The following is a 17,274-nucleotide window of genomic DNA, read 5'->3' as shown; positions in this document are numbered from 1 at the left end:
ATGGTTCGACAGGGCCCGGCGTGCTGGAGTTCCGGCCGGTATTGCCGCGGTAAAAAGCGATGTGAAACGCGCCTGGAAAGGCGCAAGGAGCAGACTTGATTAACGGAAGTTGCCTGTGTGGCGGGATTCGGTATGCGTATGGCGGAACGCTCGGCGCCATTTCCGTCTGCCACTGCAGTACCTGCCGCAAGGCGCAGGGAAGCGCCTCCTCGATTGCCGCGGCGGTCGAACGCGACACGTTCACATGGTTGTCCGGCGAGGAGCTGATTGCGGAACATGCGTCTTCCCCCGGGAAGATGCGGGCATTCTGCCGGCGATGCGGATCGCCGCTGTATTCCCGCAGGGACGATACGCCGGGTGTGCTGCGGCTGCGACTCGGGACGGTCGAAACCTTGCTCGACATTGCGCCGGTCGCCCATATTCATACCAGGTCCCTGCCCGCATGGGCGGCGCTCGACGACACCCTCCCACGCTATCCCGGCCGGAACCGGAGCGCTGAAAATGCAAACGGCCGCGGCAGATTGCCGCGGCCGTGGTCCTTGCGCCATGCCTGGCATGCACCAGGCCCAGGGTAAGTGGGATCAGGCTGCCTTTTTCGCTGCCGCCTTCTTTGCGACCGCCTTCTTCGCGACCGCTTTTTTCGCCGCCGGCTTGGCGGCTGCTCTCTTCGGCGCCTCCTCCTGCGCGACTTCGTCCTTCCCGGCGGCCTTGCCCTTGGCGGGCACCTTCGCCTTGCGCTCCTCGAACTCGAAGCTCACCTTGCCATTCTTGTCCTTCACCAGGAAGGCTTTGAACGGACGACGCGTGCGCTGCGAGATGAAGCCGGGCAGAAGGTCCGTCTTGCCGTCGTTGAGCAGCTTCGCCATCTGCTCGGGGACAATCTCCTGCTGCAGGATGATGCGACCGCTGCGGAAGTCGCATGCCTTCGGTTTCGCCACTGCCTTTTCGCAGACATAGGCCAGGCCCATCTCGTACACGCCGTTGCCGCATTTCGGGCAGCTGCCGAGTGGCGTATGGTTCGAGAAGTCGACACCTTCGCCGTCCTCGCCTTCATCCTGGGCCTGCCCGAAGTCGAACTCCAGCTTGAAGTTGTTGATGTCTTCGTCGCGGGAGATCCGCAGGATGGCCGCGAAAGGCCGGCCCATCTTGGAACGGAATCCCTGCAGCGGGCCGATCTCCCGCTTCTCGAGCAGCTCCTCCACTTCGGGGATCTCGAACTGCCTGCCGCCCGGCGTCTTGCTCATCGAAAATTCACACTTGGTGCAGGCAAAGCGCCGGTAGTTCTCCTTGACGACGCCGCGGCAGTTCGGGCACGGCGTCTTGAGCGTCGCGTAGTCCCCGGGAATCGTGTCCTTGTCGTATTCCTTCGCGCGCTTGACGATGATCTGCGTCATCTGCGCGATCTCGCGCATGAATTCCTCACGGCTGATCTTGCCGCGTTCCATCTGCGCCAGCTTGTACTCCCATTCGCCAGTCAATTCCGGTGCGGTGAGTTCGTCGACGCCGAGACCGCGCAGCAGGGTCATCAGCTGGAAGGCCTTGGCGGTCGGAATCAGCTCCCGGCCTTCGCGCAGCAGGTACTTTTCATTCAGCAGCCCTTCGATGATCGCTGCTCGCGTGGCAGGCGTCCCAAGTCCCTTGCCGGCCATTGCTTCCCGCAGGTCTTCGTCGTCAACCAGCTTGCCGGCGCCTTCCATTGCGGACAGCAGCGTCGCTTCGGAGTAGCGCGCAGGCGGTTTGGTGACGAGGCCGTTGGCGACCACCTTGTCGGTTTGCACCTGTTCGCCCTTTGCGACAGGCACCAGCGTCCCGGCGTTCTCCTTGTCGTCGTCGTTCGCCGCTTCCCTGCCGTAGATCGCCAGCCAGCCGGGGTTGGTCATCACCTTGCCCTCGGTCTTGAACTGGTGCCCTGAAACCTCGGTGTAACGGGTGGTGACCTGGAATTCCGCCGCCGGGAAGAACACCGCCATGAAGCGCCTGGTCACCAGGTCGTACAGCTTCTGCTCCGGCTCCGACAGGTTCTTCGGCGCCTGCGTGGTCGGGATGATCGCGAAGTGGTCGCTGATCTTGCTGTTGTCGAAGATGCGCTTGTTCGGCTTGACCCAGTTGTTCTTCAGGATCTGCTTCGCATACTGCAGGTAATTATTGTTCTCGGAGACGACTTCCAGCGTCTGTTTCACCGTGTCCAGGTAGTCTTCCGGCAGGTGCCGGGAGTCGGTACGCGGGTAGGTGAGCACCTTGTGCCGTTCGTACAGGGCCTGGGCCAGCGCGAGCGTATTCTTGGCCGAGAAGCCGAAGCGCGCGTTGGCCTCGCGCTGCAGGCTGGTCAGGTCGAACAGGGCCGGTGCCATCTGGGTCGCCGGCTTGGATTCCTCGGTCACATTGCCCTGCCGCCCGCGGCAGGCGGCGACGATCGATTCGGCTGCCGCCTTGCTCCACAGACGCTCGGCGCGCTTCTCGGGATCGGCCTCGTCCTTCTTGAACTTGGTGTCGAGCCAGCGGCCTTCGTACACGCCTGCCGCACAGACAAACTCGGCGCGCACTTCCCAATAATCCCGCGGCACGAAGTTCTTGATCTTCTCTTCGCGCTCCACGACGATCGAGAGGGTCGGGGTCTGCACGCGGCCCACGGTGGTCAGGTAGAAGCCGCCGTCCTTGGAGTTGAAAGCGGTCATCGCCCGCGTGCCATTGATGCCGATCAGCCAGTCCGCTTCGCTCCGGCAGCGCGCGGCGTCGGCAAGCGGCAGCATCTCCTTGTCCTCGCGCAGCCGTGCAAATCCGTCACGGATCGCACCTGGCGTCATCGACTGCAGCCACAGGCGCTTGATCGGTTGCTTGGCTTTCGCATACTGCACGATGAGACGAAAGATCAGTTCGCCTTCCCGCCCGGCGTCGCATGCGTTGACGAGGGCGGTGACATCCTTGCGCTTGATCAGCTTGTTCAGCACCTTCAGGCGCGATTCGGTTTTTGCAATCGGATTCAGCGCAAAGTGCGGGGGAATCATGGGCAGGTGCGTGAAAGTCCACTTGCCGCGCTTGACGTCGTATTCCTCCGGCACCGCGATCTCGACCAGGTGGCCGACCGCGGACGACAGGATGTAGTCGTCGGATTCAAAATACTCATCGTGCTTCGTGAAGCCGCCGAGCGCCTTCGCGATATCGTTCGCGACAGAGGGCTTCTCTGCGATGATGAGGGTCTTAGTCATAGAAAGTGTTCTCGAAATTGGCGCGGTCGTGCGCGCGTGGACTGCATGGGGCCGCCTGATCCAGGTTGGCCCGCCCCGGGTTTGCTCAGGCTTAAGCCCTACAAATATAGCAACGTTCCGGGGAATTAGCGGCCAATGATAAGCGGGTTGCGGCGAAAACCGCAAGCGAGGGAGGAATAGCCTGAACCGTCTTTGAAGCTTGATCTATCGTCAACTGTTGCGCACTGCGCCTCAGTGCAGCAGGCGCGGCTCTGTGTCTTCGTCGTCGGAAAACAGCTCGTCGAAAATGAGCGCATCGGGTTCCTTGCCCTGGCTCCAGAGCACCATCAGGACGATCACCTTGATCTTGTCGAGCGAGACCTGCGGATCGCTCGCAGCAAGCGCCCGCTCGATGATGATCTCGCGTTGCATCGGGTCGATCACCTTGGCCGACTCGAGGAATTGCAGGAAGCCGACGGTCTCGGTGCCGAGCACTTCCATTTCCTGCGGCGCGTAGAAGCGCATGCCGAACGAGAAGGCGGTCTGCTGCGGATAACGGTTGGAGTACTCGCTGGTCGCTTCCGCGAGGTCGGTCAGCCAGCCCAGCGCCTTCGAGATTTCTTCCGCTTCGAAGCCGACTGCGGACAGTTTCTTGACGAGGGCTTCGGAGTCCGGGCAGGCTTCGGGACGGTAGTATGTTTCGTAGAGGTAAACGAGAACGTCGAACATGATTTCACTGTACCGTTAAGACCAGCGGCTTGCGCAGCATGGCCAGGTTGCGAATAAATGACACTCTCGTGATCATCTTTTCTTGCATGAATGCACTCTGATTTGCAAGAAAAGAGGTGCCATGCCCGGGGACAGTACAAATATATTGCAGTCCTGCGCGTACAGCATATCTTAAAACCCGAGTTGCTGTCAGCGCATTTGGTTTTACGCTTTGACGACACGCCGGAGCATTCCACCGGGCAGCAACTCGACGAGCCCGCGCAACTCGAGGTCGAGAAGCCGGCCCTGGAGTTCGGCGATGGACAGGCCGGTGCGTACCGCGAGGCTGTCCGGCGCCACCGGGTCGAAGCCGATATGTTCAAGCAGACCGCCGGGTTCGACTTCGACTGGTGCGGCGGCAGCGCGTGGGCGAAGCCGCATCGCAAGCCCGATCTCGTCCAGCACGTCCTGCGCGCATTCCACCAGTTTCGCGCCTTGCTTGATGAGCAGATGGCACCCCTTGGACAGTGGCGAATGGATCGAGCCGGGAAGGGCGAACACGTCGCGCCCCTGGTCGGCGGCGGTGCGCGCGGTGATCAGCGATCCCGACTGGTCGGCGGCTTCGATCACAAGGACGCCGAGCGACAGGCCGGAGATGATGCGGTTGCGGCGCGGGAAGTTGGCCGCGAGTGCCGGCGTGCCCAGCGGGTATTCGCTCAGCACGCAGCCCGACTCCTCCAGTGCGAGCGCGAGCGAGCGGTTGCGGGCAGGGTAAATGATGTCGGGACCTGTCCCGGTGACGGCAACGGTCGAACCTGCTCCACGCAGTCCGCCGCGATGGGCGGCGGCGTCTATTCCCAGCGCCATTCCCGAAACGACGGTGATTCCCTGCGCGCTGAGTGCTTCGCTGAATCGCTCGGCATTGATGGCGCCCTGCGCCGAGGCGTTGCGGCTGCCGACGACGGCGATGGCGGGTTGCAGGAGGAGGTCAGTGCGACCCTTTGCGTACAGGATCAGAGGCGGATCCGGTATGTCGAGCAGCCTTGGGGGAAAGTCGGCATCGGCGAGGGTCAGTATCCGGTTGCCGGGCTTTGCGGCCCAGGCCAATGTCGCATCGATGCTTGCGCGCATGGCCGCCGGCGCGGAAGTGGACAGTGCGGCGGCGACCGGTTCAGGAACGACTGCCGCGAGCGCCGCGAACCCGGTACGGAAGATATTGTGGGGCAGGCCGAAAGCCGCAAGCAGCCTTTTTGCGGAAACCGGGCCGACGCCGGGAGTGAGTTGCAGCCTTATCCAGCCACCAAGTTCCTGTTCCTCCCCGGAATCCCTTATCGGCATCCTGTTACTGCGGCGATTTCGCGACGTCCCCGATCTGAACCGTGTCGGTGACCTGCATCACGAGGCCGTAGGAAATCTTGTCGAACACCCGGAAGACGAACAGCGAACCGTACTGCGAATCCGGCAGCTTCACCTGCTTCTTCCCGGAGAACCAGCCGCGCTTTTCCGTCGGATCCTTCACGATGGGGCCGTAGCGGTAGAGTTCGAGTACGGTGCCGAGGTCGATGCCGTCCGCCCGGCCGCGATTGATCGCAACGATCTGGTTCTGTCCGGCCTGGGAAACACCGCCGTAAACCGACGCGATCCGGGCGCCGATGTCGCGCTCGGGTGGATGCGGCACATAGCTCAGGATCGGGGTCGGCGGCACCGGCAGCAAGCGGTCGCCAATGCCCATCTCCTGCTTGATCGTCACCACGCGGAAGGCGTGCGCCTGGTCCTGCGACGAGGACGGCTGTTCGAGCTTGACCGTCCCGAGATAGGCGGCTTCATATCCGATGATTTTCCCGTCGTCGGGATCCCGGACCGGGATGCCGGGGCGAAATACCTGGAAGGATGTGCCGTCTTTCAGGTCGCCGAGAACGAAAGCCTTGTCGCCCTTGCCGAGGACTACCCGGCTGCCTTCGGTCGCCATGATGCGCGGCGCGTCCTGCAGGTCATTTTCGCCCACGATCAGGGGTTGAGAAAGGAAGGGTTCGATCGCATTTGATGGTATGGCCGGGACGGCTTGCTGGCCGAGACCCTCGGTACGCATCTGCGGACTCAGGCGGACGGTCTGCAACGCCGCGGCGCCGGCGCTGCCGGTCGGCACGCCGAGCCTGAGGCGGCCGGCCGTCCGGTCGAAGTAGACGACCTGGCCCGGGTAGATCAGGTGCGGGTTGCGGATTTCCTCGCGGTTCAGCCCCCAGACCTGAGGCCAGCACCAGGCGTGTTGCAGGAACTTGCCCGAGATGTCCCAGAGGGTGTCCCCGCGAACGACGGTGTGCTGGTCGGGTGCATTCTGCAGGAACGCGCAGCGTCCGGAATCCGGGGTGCCGGAAGGTGTTGCAGCCTGCGCGCCCGCGGTGGCGCCAAGAGCGAGGACGAGGGCGGCTGTGCTAAACTTTTTCATAGATTTGTCCGGTGAATGCGGCCCGCTCCCATCCGGCGCGAACAAGCGCTTGTTCGTACCACTGCATGTTGTATTCATGCAAACAGTTGCCCGGCAACACTTGTCAAAGTGAATCAAATTCTGCACATAAATCCTTGAACTAGCAAGAGAAGCGACACGCCAATGAACGGGTGTTGTTGCACAAAAGCCGATGTCCCTACTGAATATTCTGCGTTACCCCGACACTCGTCTCCACAAGGTTGCCAAGCCGGTCACCGTTTTCGACGACCGCCTGAAGAAGCTGGCGGCCGACATGGCCGAGACCATGTACGCCGCGCCAGGCGTCGGCCTCGCTGCGACGCAGGTCGATGTGCACGAGCAGCTCATCGTCATCGACACCTCCGACACGCACGACCAGCTGCAGGTGTTTATCAATCCCGAAATCGTCTGGGCCAGCGACGACAGGCAGGTCTATGAAGAGGGCTGCCTCTCGGTGCCCGGCGTGTATGACGGCGTGGAGCGTCCGTCGCAAGTACGGGTGCGCGCGCTCGATCTGGATGGAAAACCGTTCGAGATCGACGCGGACGGTTTGCTGGCTGTCTGCATCCAGCATGAAATGGATCACCTCAAGGGCAAGGTGTTCGTCGAATACCTGTCACCGCTGAAACGCAACCGCATCAAGACCAAGCTGTTGAAGGAAGAGCGGGAAATGATCCGCGACAAGAAGAAGGCTGTTGCAGCGCGCTGAGCGCCGGCGGCCCGGCCACTCGACCATGCGGGCGGCCGCGCCGCCGCGCCAGCACATCGCCTGAACAATGAAAGTCATCTTCGCCGGTACGCCGGAATTCGCAGCGGTCGCCCTTGCCGCCTTGCGCGAGAACGGGTTCGAGATCCCCCTGGTGCTGACCCAGCCCGACCGTCCCGCAGGGCGCGGCATGCAATTGCAGGCTTCGCCGGTCAAGCAGTACGCGCAGTCGCACGCTATCCCGGTGGCCCAGCCGGTTTCCCTCCGGCTCGACGGCAAGCATCCGCGCGTGGCGGAAGAGGCGCATGCATTGCTGCGCGCCACGCCACACGATGTCATGGTGGTGGCAGCCTACGGCCTGATCCTGCCGCGCAGCGTGCTCGCTATCCCACGCCTGGGCTGCATCAATATCCATGCCTCCCTGCTGCCGCGCTGGCGCGGCGCCGCGCCGATCCATCGGGCGATCGAGGCGGGCGACGCGGAAACCGGCGTGACCATCATGCAGATGGAAGAGGGGCTCGATACCGGGCCCATGCTGCTTGCGGAGTCCATGCCCATCCTGCCCGGCGATACGACCGGCAGCCTGCATGACCGGCTTGCCACTCTCGGCGGCAAGCTCATCGTCGACGCCCTGCGACGCGTGGACGAGACCGGACTCGAAGTGATTCCCCAGCCGGAGCAAGGGGCAAATTACGCGGCGAAGATCAGCAAGGAAGAGGCGGCGCTCGATTTTCGGCTGGACGCCGCGTCGCTGGTCCGCAAGATTCGTGCATTCAACCCTTTTCCCGGCGCCTACGGCCTGTGCAACGGCGTCCCTGTGAAACTGTGGCAGGCCGAAGTGCAGGATAGTCCCGCCGGCAGAAATCCGGGTGATGTGATTGCGGCAAGCGCCGAGGACGGCGTCCTGGTTGCGACCGGCAGCGGCGTACTGCGAATCCTCGAATTGCAGAAACCCGGCGGCAAGCGGCTGCCCGCGGCGGAATTCCTCAAGGGTTTCCCGATGGGCGGCGCGACTTTTTGTCAGCCCTAGCCCACTTGCAAGCCGGCGGCCCGGCCGTCGAATCGGGCGGTCCGGCCATTCCGACCGGCGCATCGATGGCAGCCGCGCCGGCCGCGGGCCGGCGCTTTTCCGCTTACCCAAGCCATTGATCTAACGTATAATTTTCGGGCGCCGATTTGATTGCAAAAGTCAAAACCAGCTTGCGGGCGCCAGGGTGAAGTCCCACCAATAAATGCAGCTAAAGCGGAGATCCAAACCCGGTCCTGCTTTGCTGACCGGGTTTTTTGTTTGCGAGAGAAAAATGAAACGTGACGCCATTTCTTCAACCGAAGCGCTGCTGCGCGATCTGCTGTCCCAACGCATCCTGATCCTGGATGGCGCCATGGGCACCATGATCCAGCAGTACAAGCTGAGCGAAGAGGATTATCGCGGCGCGCGTTTCGCCGACTTCTCGGTGGAGGGCAAGGAGACCTTCATCAAGGGCAACAACGACCTGCTGGTGCTGACGCAGCCGCAGGTGATCCAGGAAATCCACGAGAAGTACCTTGCGGCCGGCGCCGACCTGATCGAGACCAATACCTTCGGCGCCACCAGCATCGCGCAGGAAGACTACCGCATGGGGCATCTCGCCTACGAGATGAACGTGCAGGCGGCAAGGCTGGCCTGCGCCGCGCGCGACAAGTATTCGACGCCCGACAGGCCGCGTTTCGTCGCCGGCGCGCTCGGACCGACGCCGAAGACAGCCTCCATCTCGCCCGACGTGAACGACCCGGGCGCACGCAATGTGAGCTTCGACCAGCTTGCAGCCGCCTACCTGGAGCAGGTGCGCGGCCTGGTCGAGGGCGGCGTCGACCTGCTTCTGGTCGAGACCATTTTCGACACGCTCAACTGCAAGGCGGCCCTGTTCGCAATCGATACCTTCTTTGAGGAGGCCGGTCGCCGCCTGCCGCTGATGATCTCGGGCACCGTCACGGATGCATCCGGACGCATCCTGTCCGGCCAGACCGTGCCCGCGTTCTGGCACTCTGTGCGCCACGCGCGGCCGCTGACCATCGGACTCAACTGCGCGCTCGGCGCCGCGGTGATGCGGCCGTATGCGGAAGAGCTGTCGAAGATTGCCGATACCTTCGTCTGCATCTATCCGAACGCCGGCCTGCCCAATCCGATGGCCGACACCGGCTTCGACGAAACGCCCGACGTCACCTCGTCGCTGCTCAAGGACTTTGCGCAGAGCGGCTTCGTCAACATCGCGGGCGGATGCTGCGGCACGACGCCCGATCACATCCGCGCGATTGCCGAAACCCTGCACGGGATCCCGCCCCGCATTCCGGCGCAATCCGACCACCGCATGAAGCTGTCGGGGCTGGAGCCCTTCTTTATCGACGAGGACTCGCTGTTCGTGAACGTGGGCGAGCGTACCAACGTGACCGGCTCCAAGGCCTTCGCCCGGATGATCCTCAACGAGCAGTACGACGAGGCCCTGTCGGTCGCCCGCCAGCAGGTCGAGAATGGCGCGCAGATCATCGATATCAACATGGACGAGGCGATGCTGGACTCGGTCGCCGCGATGTCGCGCTTCCTGAACCTGATCGCTTCCGAGCCGGATATCGCCCGCGTGCCGATCATGATCGACTTGTCCAAATGGTCGGTGATCGAAGCCGGCCTCAAGTGCGTGCAGGGCAAGGCGGTCGTCAACTCCATCTCGATGAAGGAGGGCGAGGAAGAGTTCCTGCGGCAGGCATCCCTGTGCCGGCGCTATGGCGCCGCCGTCATCGTGATGGCCTTCGACGAGACGGGGCAGGCCGACACCTTCGAGCGCAAGATCGAGATCTGCTCCCGGGCGTACCGCCTGCTGGTGGAGAAGGTCGGTTTTCCGCCCGAGGACATCATCTTCGATCCGAACATCTTCGCCATTGCCACCGGCATCGAAGAGCACAACAACTACGCGGTCGACTTCATCAACGCGACCCGCTGGATCACCGAAAACCTGCCGCATGCCAAGGTCAGCGGCGGCGTATCCAACGTCAGCTTCTCGTTCCGCGGCAACGACCCGGCGCGGGAGGCGATCCATACGGTCTTCCTGTACCACGCGATCAAGGCCGGGCTGACGATGGGCATCGTCAATGCCGGCATGGTCGGCGTCTACGACGAGCTCGCGCCGGAACTGCGCGAACGGGTGGAGGACGTGGTGCTGAACCGCCGTCCCGATGCCACCGAGAGGATGATCGAGTTTGCCGCCACCCTGAAGGCCGGCGGCAAGAAGGAGGAGCAGAACCTCGCATGGCGTGACGAGCCCGTCGAGAAGCGTCTGGCGCATGCGCTGGTGCACGGCATCACGCAGTGGATCGTCGAGGATACCGAGGAGGCGCGGGTCAGGACGCTTGAGGCGGGCGGGCGCCCGATCAACGTGATCGAAGGGCCGCTGATGGATGGAATGAACATCGTCGGCGACCTGTTCGGCCAGGGCAAGATGTTCCTGCCGCAGGTGGTGAAGTCCGCGCGCGTGATGAAGCAGGCTGTGGCGCACCTGATTCCGTTCATCGAGGAAGAGAAGCGCCTGGAGGAGGAACGCACCGGGATCGCGGCGAAGGCCAAGGGCAAGATCGTGATCGCGACGGTCAAGGGCGATGTGCACGACATCGGCAAGAACATCGTGTCGGTGGTCCTTCAATGCAACAACTTCGAAGTGGTGAACATGGGCGTAATGGTGCCCTGCTCCGAAATCCTCGCGAAGGCCAAGGCGGAGAACGCCGACATCATCGGCCTGTCCGGCCTGATCACGCCCTCGCTGGAGGAGATGGCGCACGTCGCCAAGGAGATGCAGCGCGATCCGCACTTCCGGATGCTCAAGATCCCGCTGCTGATCGGCGGCGCCACCACCAGCCGCGCCCATACCGCCGTCAAGATCGCGCCGAACTACGAAGGACCGGTGGTCTACGTGCCGGACGCCTCGCGCTCGGTATCGGTTGCCCAGTCGCTGCTCACGCCGGAGCAACGCGACCAGTACATCGCCGATATCACCAGCGACTACGAGCGCATCCGCGACCAGCATGCCAACAAGAAGGCCGTGCCGCTGGTTCCGCTCGCCGACGCGCGTGCCAACAAGGCCCGGCTCGCCCATGCGCCGGCGCGGCCGAAGTTCATCGGCAGGCGCGTGTTCAAGAACTACGACCTGGCCGCCCTGGCCGAGTACATCGACTGGGGCCCGTTCTTCCAGACCTGGGACCTGGCCGGACCTTTCCCCGCGATTCTTGAAGACGAGGTCGTCGGCGAGCAGGCCACCAGGGTCTACGAGGAAGGCCGCGCGATGCTGAAGAAGCTGGTGGAGGGGCGCTGGCTCACGGCCAATGGCGTGGTGGCGCTGCTGCCCGCCAATTCGGTCAACGACGACGATATCGAGATATACACCGACGAGACGCGTACCCGGGTCGCCTTCACCTACTATGGTCTTCGGCAACAGACCGCCAAGCCGGTGATCGACGGCGTCGCCCGGCCCAACCAGTGCCTGGCCGATTTCATCGCGCCCAAGTCCTCCGGAATCGCCGATTACATCGGACTGTTTGCGGTGACCGCGGGCATCGGCATCGAGAAGCATGAGAAGCGCTTCGAGGATGCGCACGACGACTACAGCAGCATCATGCTGAAGTCGCTCGCCGACCGCCTGGCGGAAGCATTCGCCGAACATCTACATGAGCGCGTGCGCAAGGACTTGTGGGGCTATGCGCCGGATGAGTCACTGTCCAACGCAGACCTTATCAGGGAGGCGTACAGCGGCATCCGTCCGGCGCCGGGATACCCCGCCTGCCCCGAACACACGGTGAAGGCCGACATGTTCCGCCTGCTGCAGTGCGAGGAGATCGGCATGCAGGTCACCGAATCGTATGCGATGCATCCGGGTGCCTCGGTCTCCGGTTTCTACTTCGCCCATCCGGAGTCCAAGTACTTCGTCGTCGGCAAGATCGGTGAAGACCAGCTGGCGGACATGGCGGCGCGGCGCGGGGTGGACAAGGAACAGCTGGAGCGCTGGCTGGCGCCAAATCTGTCCTAGGACAGGACGACGGGCGGGTGCCGGCCCTCAGGCACTGTGTGCGACGGCGTCGCTCCATTCGAACGCCGCGAGCTGCAGCCCGTTGAGGTCTTCGCCCGACAGCGCGAAGCGATCGATGAGCGCACCCAGCGCCGCGCCCGCTTCCTCGACGCGCTCCAGCCCCTCGACCAGCGTGAGCATTTCACCGAAATGGCCGCGGCGATGCAGCAGTGCGTCACTGACGGAATCCACCACGCATACCTGTTCCAGGATCTCCTGCATCGGCATGCCGAACAAGGTGTCCATCAGTGACATGATGCCGACGGTGAAGGCGGTGTCTGCGGCAGCGCGCTCGCGCGGCGCGTCCTTCGAGGCAATCAGCTCCAGCAGCTTGCCCCGCGTGGCGGCCAGTGCCAGCAGCGGCGTCACGCCCTGGCCCTTCTTGCACGGCTCGGCATACAGCATGATCTGCAGCCATCGCTGCAATTGCATGCGGCCGAGAACGAGCAGCGCCTGGGCGACCGAGTCGATCCGGCGGCGCACGCCGATCGCCGGCGTGTTCACCAGTCTGAGCAGGTTGAAGCAGAGGGCAACGTCCTTCTTGATCGCTCCTTCGATGTCCGCGTTGTCGGCATCGGTATTGATCAGCGACATCAGGTTCATGATGGCGATCTGCGACGGGGACAGCTTCTTGCCGCTGAGGATGGCCGGTCTGGCAAAGTAGTAGCCCTGGAAGTAGTCGAAGCCCAGCTTCATGCACAGCTCGAACTGTTCGCGCGTTTCCACCTTTTCCGCCAGCAGCTTCTTGTTCTCCTGCTTGAACCGGGCCACCAGCTTGAGCAGCGCCGACAACGGCATGTCGCGCAGGTCCAGCTTCACTGTTTCCACCAGGGGGAGAAGCTGGCGTACGTCCTCGCTATCGGTGATCACGTCGTCCAGCGCGAAACGGAATCCCTCCTCCGAGAGCTGACGCACCCTCGCCAGGACTTCCGGCGTGGCGCGGGTTGTCTCGACGATCTCGAGCACGAATTTTTCGCGGGGCAGGAACTGGAATATGTCGCTCATCAGCACGGCCGCGTCCGCATTCAGGAAACCGATCGAATGGCCGACCACCTTCTCCATGCCGAGCTGCGACGCATGCGCGATGACCGAGGCCGTTGCCGCAAGGTCGCTGGTAAAGCGGGCCGGTCCGGATGCCGTGCTGCGGAACAGAAGCTCGTAGGCCACCAGTGACTGGTTGCGATCCAGAATTGGCTGGCGCGCAAGGAAGAACTCTCGCACGCGAAGCGGGATCGTGGCACCGGACTGGGGCGGGGAAGGAGCAATCATCGCAGCCTGGGTTGTTTTCCGTTGTGGCCGTTGGTAGGGGAATCTGCAAGCGGCCAGTCCGTCACGGCGCAGGCCTGTTCCTTCCACTCTACCTTATATTATTTCCGAAGGGAAATTTTCGATGCTGCGCCGCAGTAAGGGCTCAACTGCCCACCTGCACCGGCGCTCCTTCGACGAACACCTTCAGTTCGCCGGGCTGAAACGGCGTCCAGCGCTCGTTGCTGGTCAGCGGCGTCGTGACGATGACAGCGACGCGGTCATTCGGCGTCGTGACCTCGGAGAAATCGACGCTCATGTCTTCGTCGGACAGGACTGCGGTGGCGAATGGATGCTGGCGGATGATGTAGTGCAGGTTGGTCGAGCAATGGGCGAACAATGCGCTGCCGTCGGAAAGCATCATGTTGAAAGTGCCGTGACGGGCTACCGCCGCGGTCAGCTCGCGCATGGCTTCATGCAAGGCGGGAAGCGGCGGCGCCGCAATACCGAACCGGCGCCGCAATTCCTGCAGGATGTAGCAGAAGGCGAGCTCGCTGTCGGTGCTGCCAACCGGCCGATACGTGCCGTCGAGTTCGGGTACGAAGCCCTTGAGATCGCCGTTATGGGCAAAGACCCAGTAATGCCCCCACAACTCGCGCATGAAAGGATGGCAGTTCTCCAGGGCGACGCGGCCCTGCGTGGCCTTGCGTATGTGGGCAATCACGTTCTTCGACTTGATTGGCCAACGCTTGATCAGGTCGGCGACAGGAGAAGCAGTGGCCGCTTCATGGTCGACGAAGTGGCGTACGCCTGCGCCTTCGAAAAACGCTATCCCCCAGCCGTCGTTGTGCGTGTCGGTGTGACCGCCACGCGTGGAAAAACCGGTAAAACTGAAGACGATGTCCGTAGGGACATTGCAATTCATTCCAAGTAGCTGGCACATATGCGGGTCAGAGAGACGCAGGGATACGAGAACATAGCACGTTCGGACCGACGTCCGGCCCTCACGCATCCAGCCATGGGTCGCTTCCGGGTTGCGGAAAATGCGAAACCATGAAATCGACGAAGCTGCGTACTTTCGCAGAGAGCAGGCGCCGGCTCGGATACACCATCACCACGCTCAGCTGTCCGAGATTATGGCCGGGAAGAAGCCGTACCAAGCGCCCCGCGGCAAGGTCATCGCCGAGCGAGAACGAGGGGCGAATGGCGATGCCCATGCCTGCGATGGCGCAGCGACGCAGGAAATCGCCGTTGTTCGAAATCAGCCTGTTGTTGATGGGCACATTGATGGTCGTGCCGTCGTCTCCCTTCATCGGCCATGCGTTGCGCAGCTGCTCGTAGGAGAAATTCAGGCAGGCATGCTTGACGATGTCGTCAAGCGTCTGCGGTGCGCCGTGACGCGCTACATATTCCGGCGAAGCGCACAGCAGGATCTCGGAAATGCCGAGCTGACGCGCAATCATGCTGGCGTCGAACTTCTGGAAGTCGATGAAGATGCCGACGTCGATTCTTTCTTCGACAAGATCGATTGTCCGATCCGAGATTGTCACGTCGAGTGTTACCTCGGGCTGCTGTGCCGCGTACATGGGCAACAACTGTGGCAGCTGCTGCTGGCCGAAGCCGAGGTGGGAGTAAATGCGCAACAGGCCGGCCGGTTTCGTGGACTGCGACGACGCTATCGCTTCTGCGTCATCAATTTCCTGCAGGATCTGCACAACCCGTTCAAGGTAGGCGTGTCCGGTCTCGGTCAGCGAAAGCCGTCGCGTGGTCCGGTTCAACAGGCGCGTTCCGAGATGTTCCTCGAGGTCAGCGACCAGCCTGGTCACCACTGCATTCGACATCTCAAGCGCTTTTGCTGCCCCGGCAAAACTGCCTTGGTCGACCACCTTTGCAAAGACCCGCATCGACTGAAGCCTGTCCATTCCATTCCTTGTTGTTCCTGTCAGAAGAATATTCTACGGCCTACGGCCGTGGCATCGCAGTGCCGGTGCTGCTTTGGTCGCTTGCGCTTAGGTACTTTACAGAACCGGACCTGTCGATTTTCCTTCCAAATCAGGAACAGATGTAGAAGGGGAAAGGCTTCCCAAGGAATGTGAAAAGCGTGGTCTCTGCTCAGTCCGGAAACCTTGCATGACCGGTGCAACACTCCCGGACCTAAACGGAAGTAAATGCCTGCCTCGCCGCGAACCCGCGTCCGGAAAGCCAGTCCTGCTGCGGAGTGGCACGGGGCTTGCGATGCATGCAGCGTCGCCGGTGCCCGATGTGAAGCAATGCCACCGGCAAAACAACTTGCGTGGCACCTTGGGTTTAGAAGGCGCCACGGACGCTCTCCGGTTCCCGCCATTGTCTGCAAGTGCAGGCGTGGCGGGTTTTTTTTGCCCCTCGCCAACCTCGCCATGTTCTTGCTTTCTGTACATATGAGTTGCTGTGACGGTCGCGGACTGTAAATTAAGTTGTACAAAAACTTGTCGGTGGGGGCAAAGCGGGGCTCGTCTCTCCTTGTTGCATTGATACCAGAGTCATTGTTGTTCGACCACCGACAATTGGTACCCGATCGCTTGCACGCTGGCAGCACGCTTTCCCAAGAGACCGAAAAGGCCTCATTCGTCCTGTTACACGTTTGGACTGAAATTCCGGCTCTGAACAAGGAAACCTCTATTAATCAATCGCTTATGGGGTGGGCTTGGGACTTGCATTGCGTCGATTCCTGGTGCAGGAGTTCGATCAATCTCCGTCACCAACGTCAAACATGCCTCAGTCGCGAAGGATGTCGCCGCAATTCTCATTGCATTGATACCAGAGGAAACCATGAAGCTATCCGGAAAACAGCCAGCCGAAAAAATGACGCACTTCCAGGCACCGCGCGCGACTTATCGCTCACGCCCCTACGACATCCACAACTTGTACGTCAGCCTTAAACAATGGCGCATCTTCCATGCCGTCATAGACTGCGGCGGCTTTGCCGAAGCGGCCAAGTGCCTTCATCTGAGTCAATCCACCATCAGCTACACCGTATCGAAACTGCAGGATCAGCTTGGCACCGCGCTGCTGAGGATAGAAGGCCGGAAGGCGATGCTGACGCCTGAAGGACGCGCACTGCTCGATCGCTCGCGCCACGTGCTCAAGGAGGCGATCGAACTCGAGACTTTTGCCAAGAATCTCGGACAGGGATGGGGCGGGGAAGTCCGGCTGGTCGTCGACCACAACTTTCCGCCGCAGTTGCTGATGCAGGCGTTGAGCCGCTTCTCTCGTCTTGGTCGCGGCGCGACGCATGTGAAACTAAGCGAAGTGGCGACGCTGCATACCGAGGATGTGCTTCGCGATCTCACGGTCGACCTCGCCATCAGCGAGCGCGTGCCGCTCGGCTTCCTCGGTGAGCCATTGGTCGAAATCGAGTACGTGCCCGTCGTGCATGCCGCCCATCCGTTGCTGCAATTGGGCAGGGATGTGACGGCAACCGACCTGGCGGAGCATGTCCAGATCGGGATCGGCCACTCGAACGAGCGGGAGCGTGGCGTCCAGGGTAGCCCGAAGCAGTTGCGTCGCTGGATGATGAGCAGCGTGGACACCGTCGTGGAGGCGGTGACGGAAGGCCTCGGGTATGCGTGGCTGCCGGAGCACCGCGCACGATCCTGGCTGGACAAGGGGGCCCTGGTGCGATTGCCGTTGGGTGACAAGCGGCCGCACAAGGGAAACCTGTATCTCGTACATGGCCGCCCCTGGGCGGCTACCCCGGCCGCATGCCGGTTGGCCGAAGTCCTTCGCAGTCTTTCGACAGAGCCGGCTTCCGAGGAGTCACTCCACTCTCTTCGTGCCCCGCTCTGAGACCAGGTCCGCGGACGACACCTTCACGGGTCGTCCGGGACGACGCGTGACCTG

General features: G+C 62.3%; 12 protein-coding genes. 5 read left to right on the top strand and 7 right to left on the bottom strand.

What is annotated here, in order from left to right; genetic code table 11:
- The first annotated feature begins 95 nt into the window (after window positions 1–95).
- The gene (locus tag VIM12_RS01310) at window positions 96–575 is read left to right on the top strand and encodes a GFA family protein (RefSeq protein ID WP_331939798.1); all 480 of its coding nucleotides are present in this window, start codon (window positions 96–98) and stop codon (window positions 573–575) included.
- 6 nt (window positions 576–581) lie between these two features.
- Here VIM12_RS01310 and VIM12_RS01305 read toward each other — a convergent pair whose 3' ends face one another.
- The 4 genes from VIM12_RS01305 to VIM12_RS01290 all read right to left on the bottom strand — a co-directional run bounded on the left by VIM12_RS01305 (window position 582) and on the right by VIM12_RS01290 (window position 6,339).
- Window positions 582–3,206: a DNA topoisomerase III gene (locus tag VIM12_RS01305; RefSeq protein WP_331939797.1), complete on the bottom strand. Its 2,625-nt coding sequence runs from the start codon at window positions 3,204–3,206 to the stop codon at window positions 582–584.
- A gap of 231 nt (window positions 3,207–3,437) precedes the next feature.
- Window positions 3,438–3,914 carry a DUF494 domain-containing protein gene (locus tag VIM12_RS01300; protein ID WP_331939796.1) on the bottom strand — a complete coding sequence of 159 codons (477 nt, stop codon included), beginning with the start codon at window positions 3,912–3,914 and terminating at the stop codon, window positions 3,438–3,440.
- Window positions 3,915–4,118: 204 nt separating this feature from the next.
- Window positions 4,119–5,231: a DNA-processing protein DprA gene (gene dprA / locus VIM12_RS01295; protein ID WP_331939795.1), complete on the bottom strand. Its 1,113-nt coding sequence runs from the start codon at window positions 5,229–5,231 to the stop codon at window positions 4,119–4,121.
- 4 nt (window positions 5,232–5,235) lie between these two features.
- On the bottom strand, window positions 5,236–6,339 hold the full coding sequence (locus tag VIM12_RS01290) for a LysM peptidoglycan-binding domain-containing protein (protein ID WP_331939794.1): 1,104 nt from the start codon (window positions 6,337–6,339) through the stop codon (window positions 5,236–5,238).
- A 190-nt stretch (window positions 6,340–6,529) separates the two neighbouring features.
- Here VIM12_RS01290 and def point away from each other — a divergent pair, with 190 nt between their 5' ends.
- The 3 genes from def (at window position 6,530) to metH (ending at window position 12,111) form a co-directional block, all read left to right on the top strand.
- Window positions 6,530–7,066 carry a peptide deformylase gene (gene def, locus VIM12_RS01285; RefSeq protein WP_331939793.1) on the top strand — a complete coding sequence of 179 codons (537 nt, stop codon included), beginning with the start codon at window positions 6,530–6,532 and terminating at the stop codon, window positions 7,064–7,066.
- A gap of 67 nt (window positions 7,067–7,133) precedes the next feature.
- Window positions 7,134–8,093 (top strand): methionyl-tRNA formyltransferase, encoded by a 960-nt coding sequence (fmt, locus tag VIM12_RS01280; protein WP_331939792.1) that lies wholly within the window; start codon window positions 7,134–7,136, stop codon window positions 8,091–8,093.
- 271 nt (window positions 8,094–8,364) lie between these two features.
- Window positions 8,365–12,111 carry a methionine synthase gene (gene metH / locus VIM12_RS01275; RefSeq protein WP_331939791.1) on the top strand — a complete coding sequence of 1,249 codons (3,747 nt, stop codon included), beginning with the start codon at window positions 8,365–8,367 and terminating at the stop codon, window positions 12,109–12,111.
- Window positions 12,112–12,138: 27 nt separating this feature from the next.
- Here metH and VIM12_RS01270 read toward each other — a convergent pair whose 3' ends face one another.
- The 3 genes from VIM12_RS01270 to VIM12_RS01260 all read right to left on the bottom strand — a co-directional run bounded on the left by VIM12_RS01270 (window position 12,139) and on the right by VIM12_RS01260 (window position 15,317).
- Window positions 12,139–13,419 carry an EAL and HDOD domain-containing protein gene (locus VIM12_RS01270; RefSeq protein WP_331939790.1) on the bottom strand — a complete coding sequence of 427 codons (1,281 nt, stop codon included), beginning with the start codon at window positions 13,417–13,419 and terminating at the stop codon, window positions 12,139–12,141.
- Window positions 13,420–13,561: 142 nt separating this feature from the next.
- The gene (locus VIM12_RS01265) at window positions 13,562–14,338 is read right to left on the bottom strand and encodes a class II glutamine amidotransferase (RefSeq protein WP_331939789.1); all 777 of its coding nucleotides are present in this window, start codon (window positions 14,336–14,338) and stop codon (window positions 13,562–13,564) included.
- Window positions 14,339–14,399: 61 nt separating this feature from the next.
- Window positions 14,400–15,317 carry a LysR family transcriptional regulator gene (locus VIM12_RS01260; protein ID WP_331939788.1) on the bottom strand — a complete coding sequence of 306 codons (918 nt, stop codon included), beginning with the start codon at window positions 15,315–15,317 and terminating at the stop codon, window positions 14,400–14,402.
- An 886-nt stretch (window positions 15,318–16,203) separates the two neighbouring features.
- Between VIM12_RS01260 and VIM12_RS01255 the strand changes: the two genes are divergently transcribed.
- Entirely contained in the window at window positions 16,204–17,220 is a 1,017-nt protein-coding gene (locus tag VIM12_RS01255; RefSeq protein WP_331939787.1) for a LysR family transcriptional regulator, read from the top strand.
- Window positions 17,221–17,274 lie beyond the last annotated feature (54 nt).

Source organism: Noviherbaspirillum sp., from assembly GCF_036563305.1.
Classification (GTDB): Bacteria; Pseudomonadota; Gammaproteobacteria; order Burkholderiales; family Burkholderiaceae_D; genus Noviherbaspirillum.
Note: the sequence above shows the minus strand (reverse complement) of the source record. Positions and strands in the feature narration are given on the sequence as shown.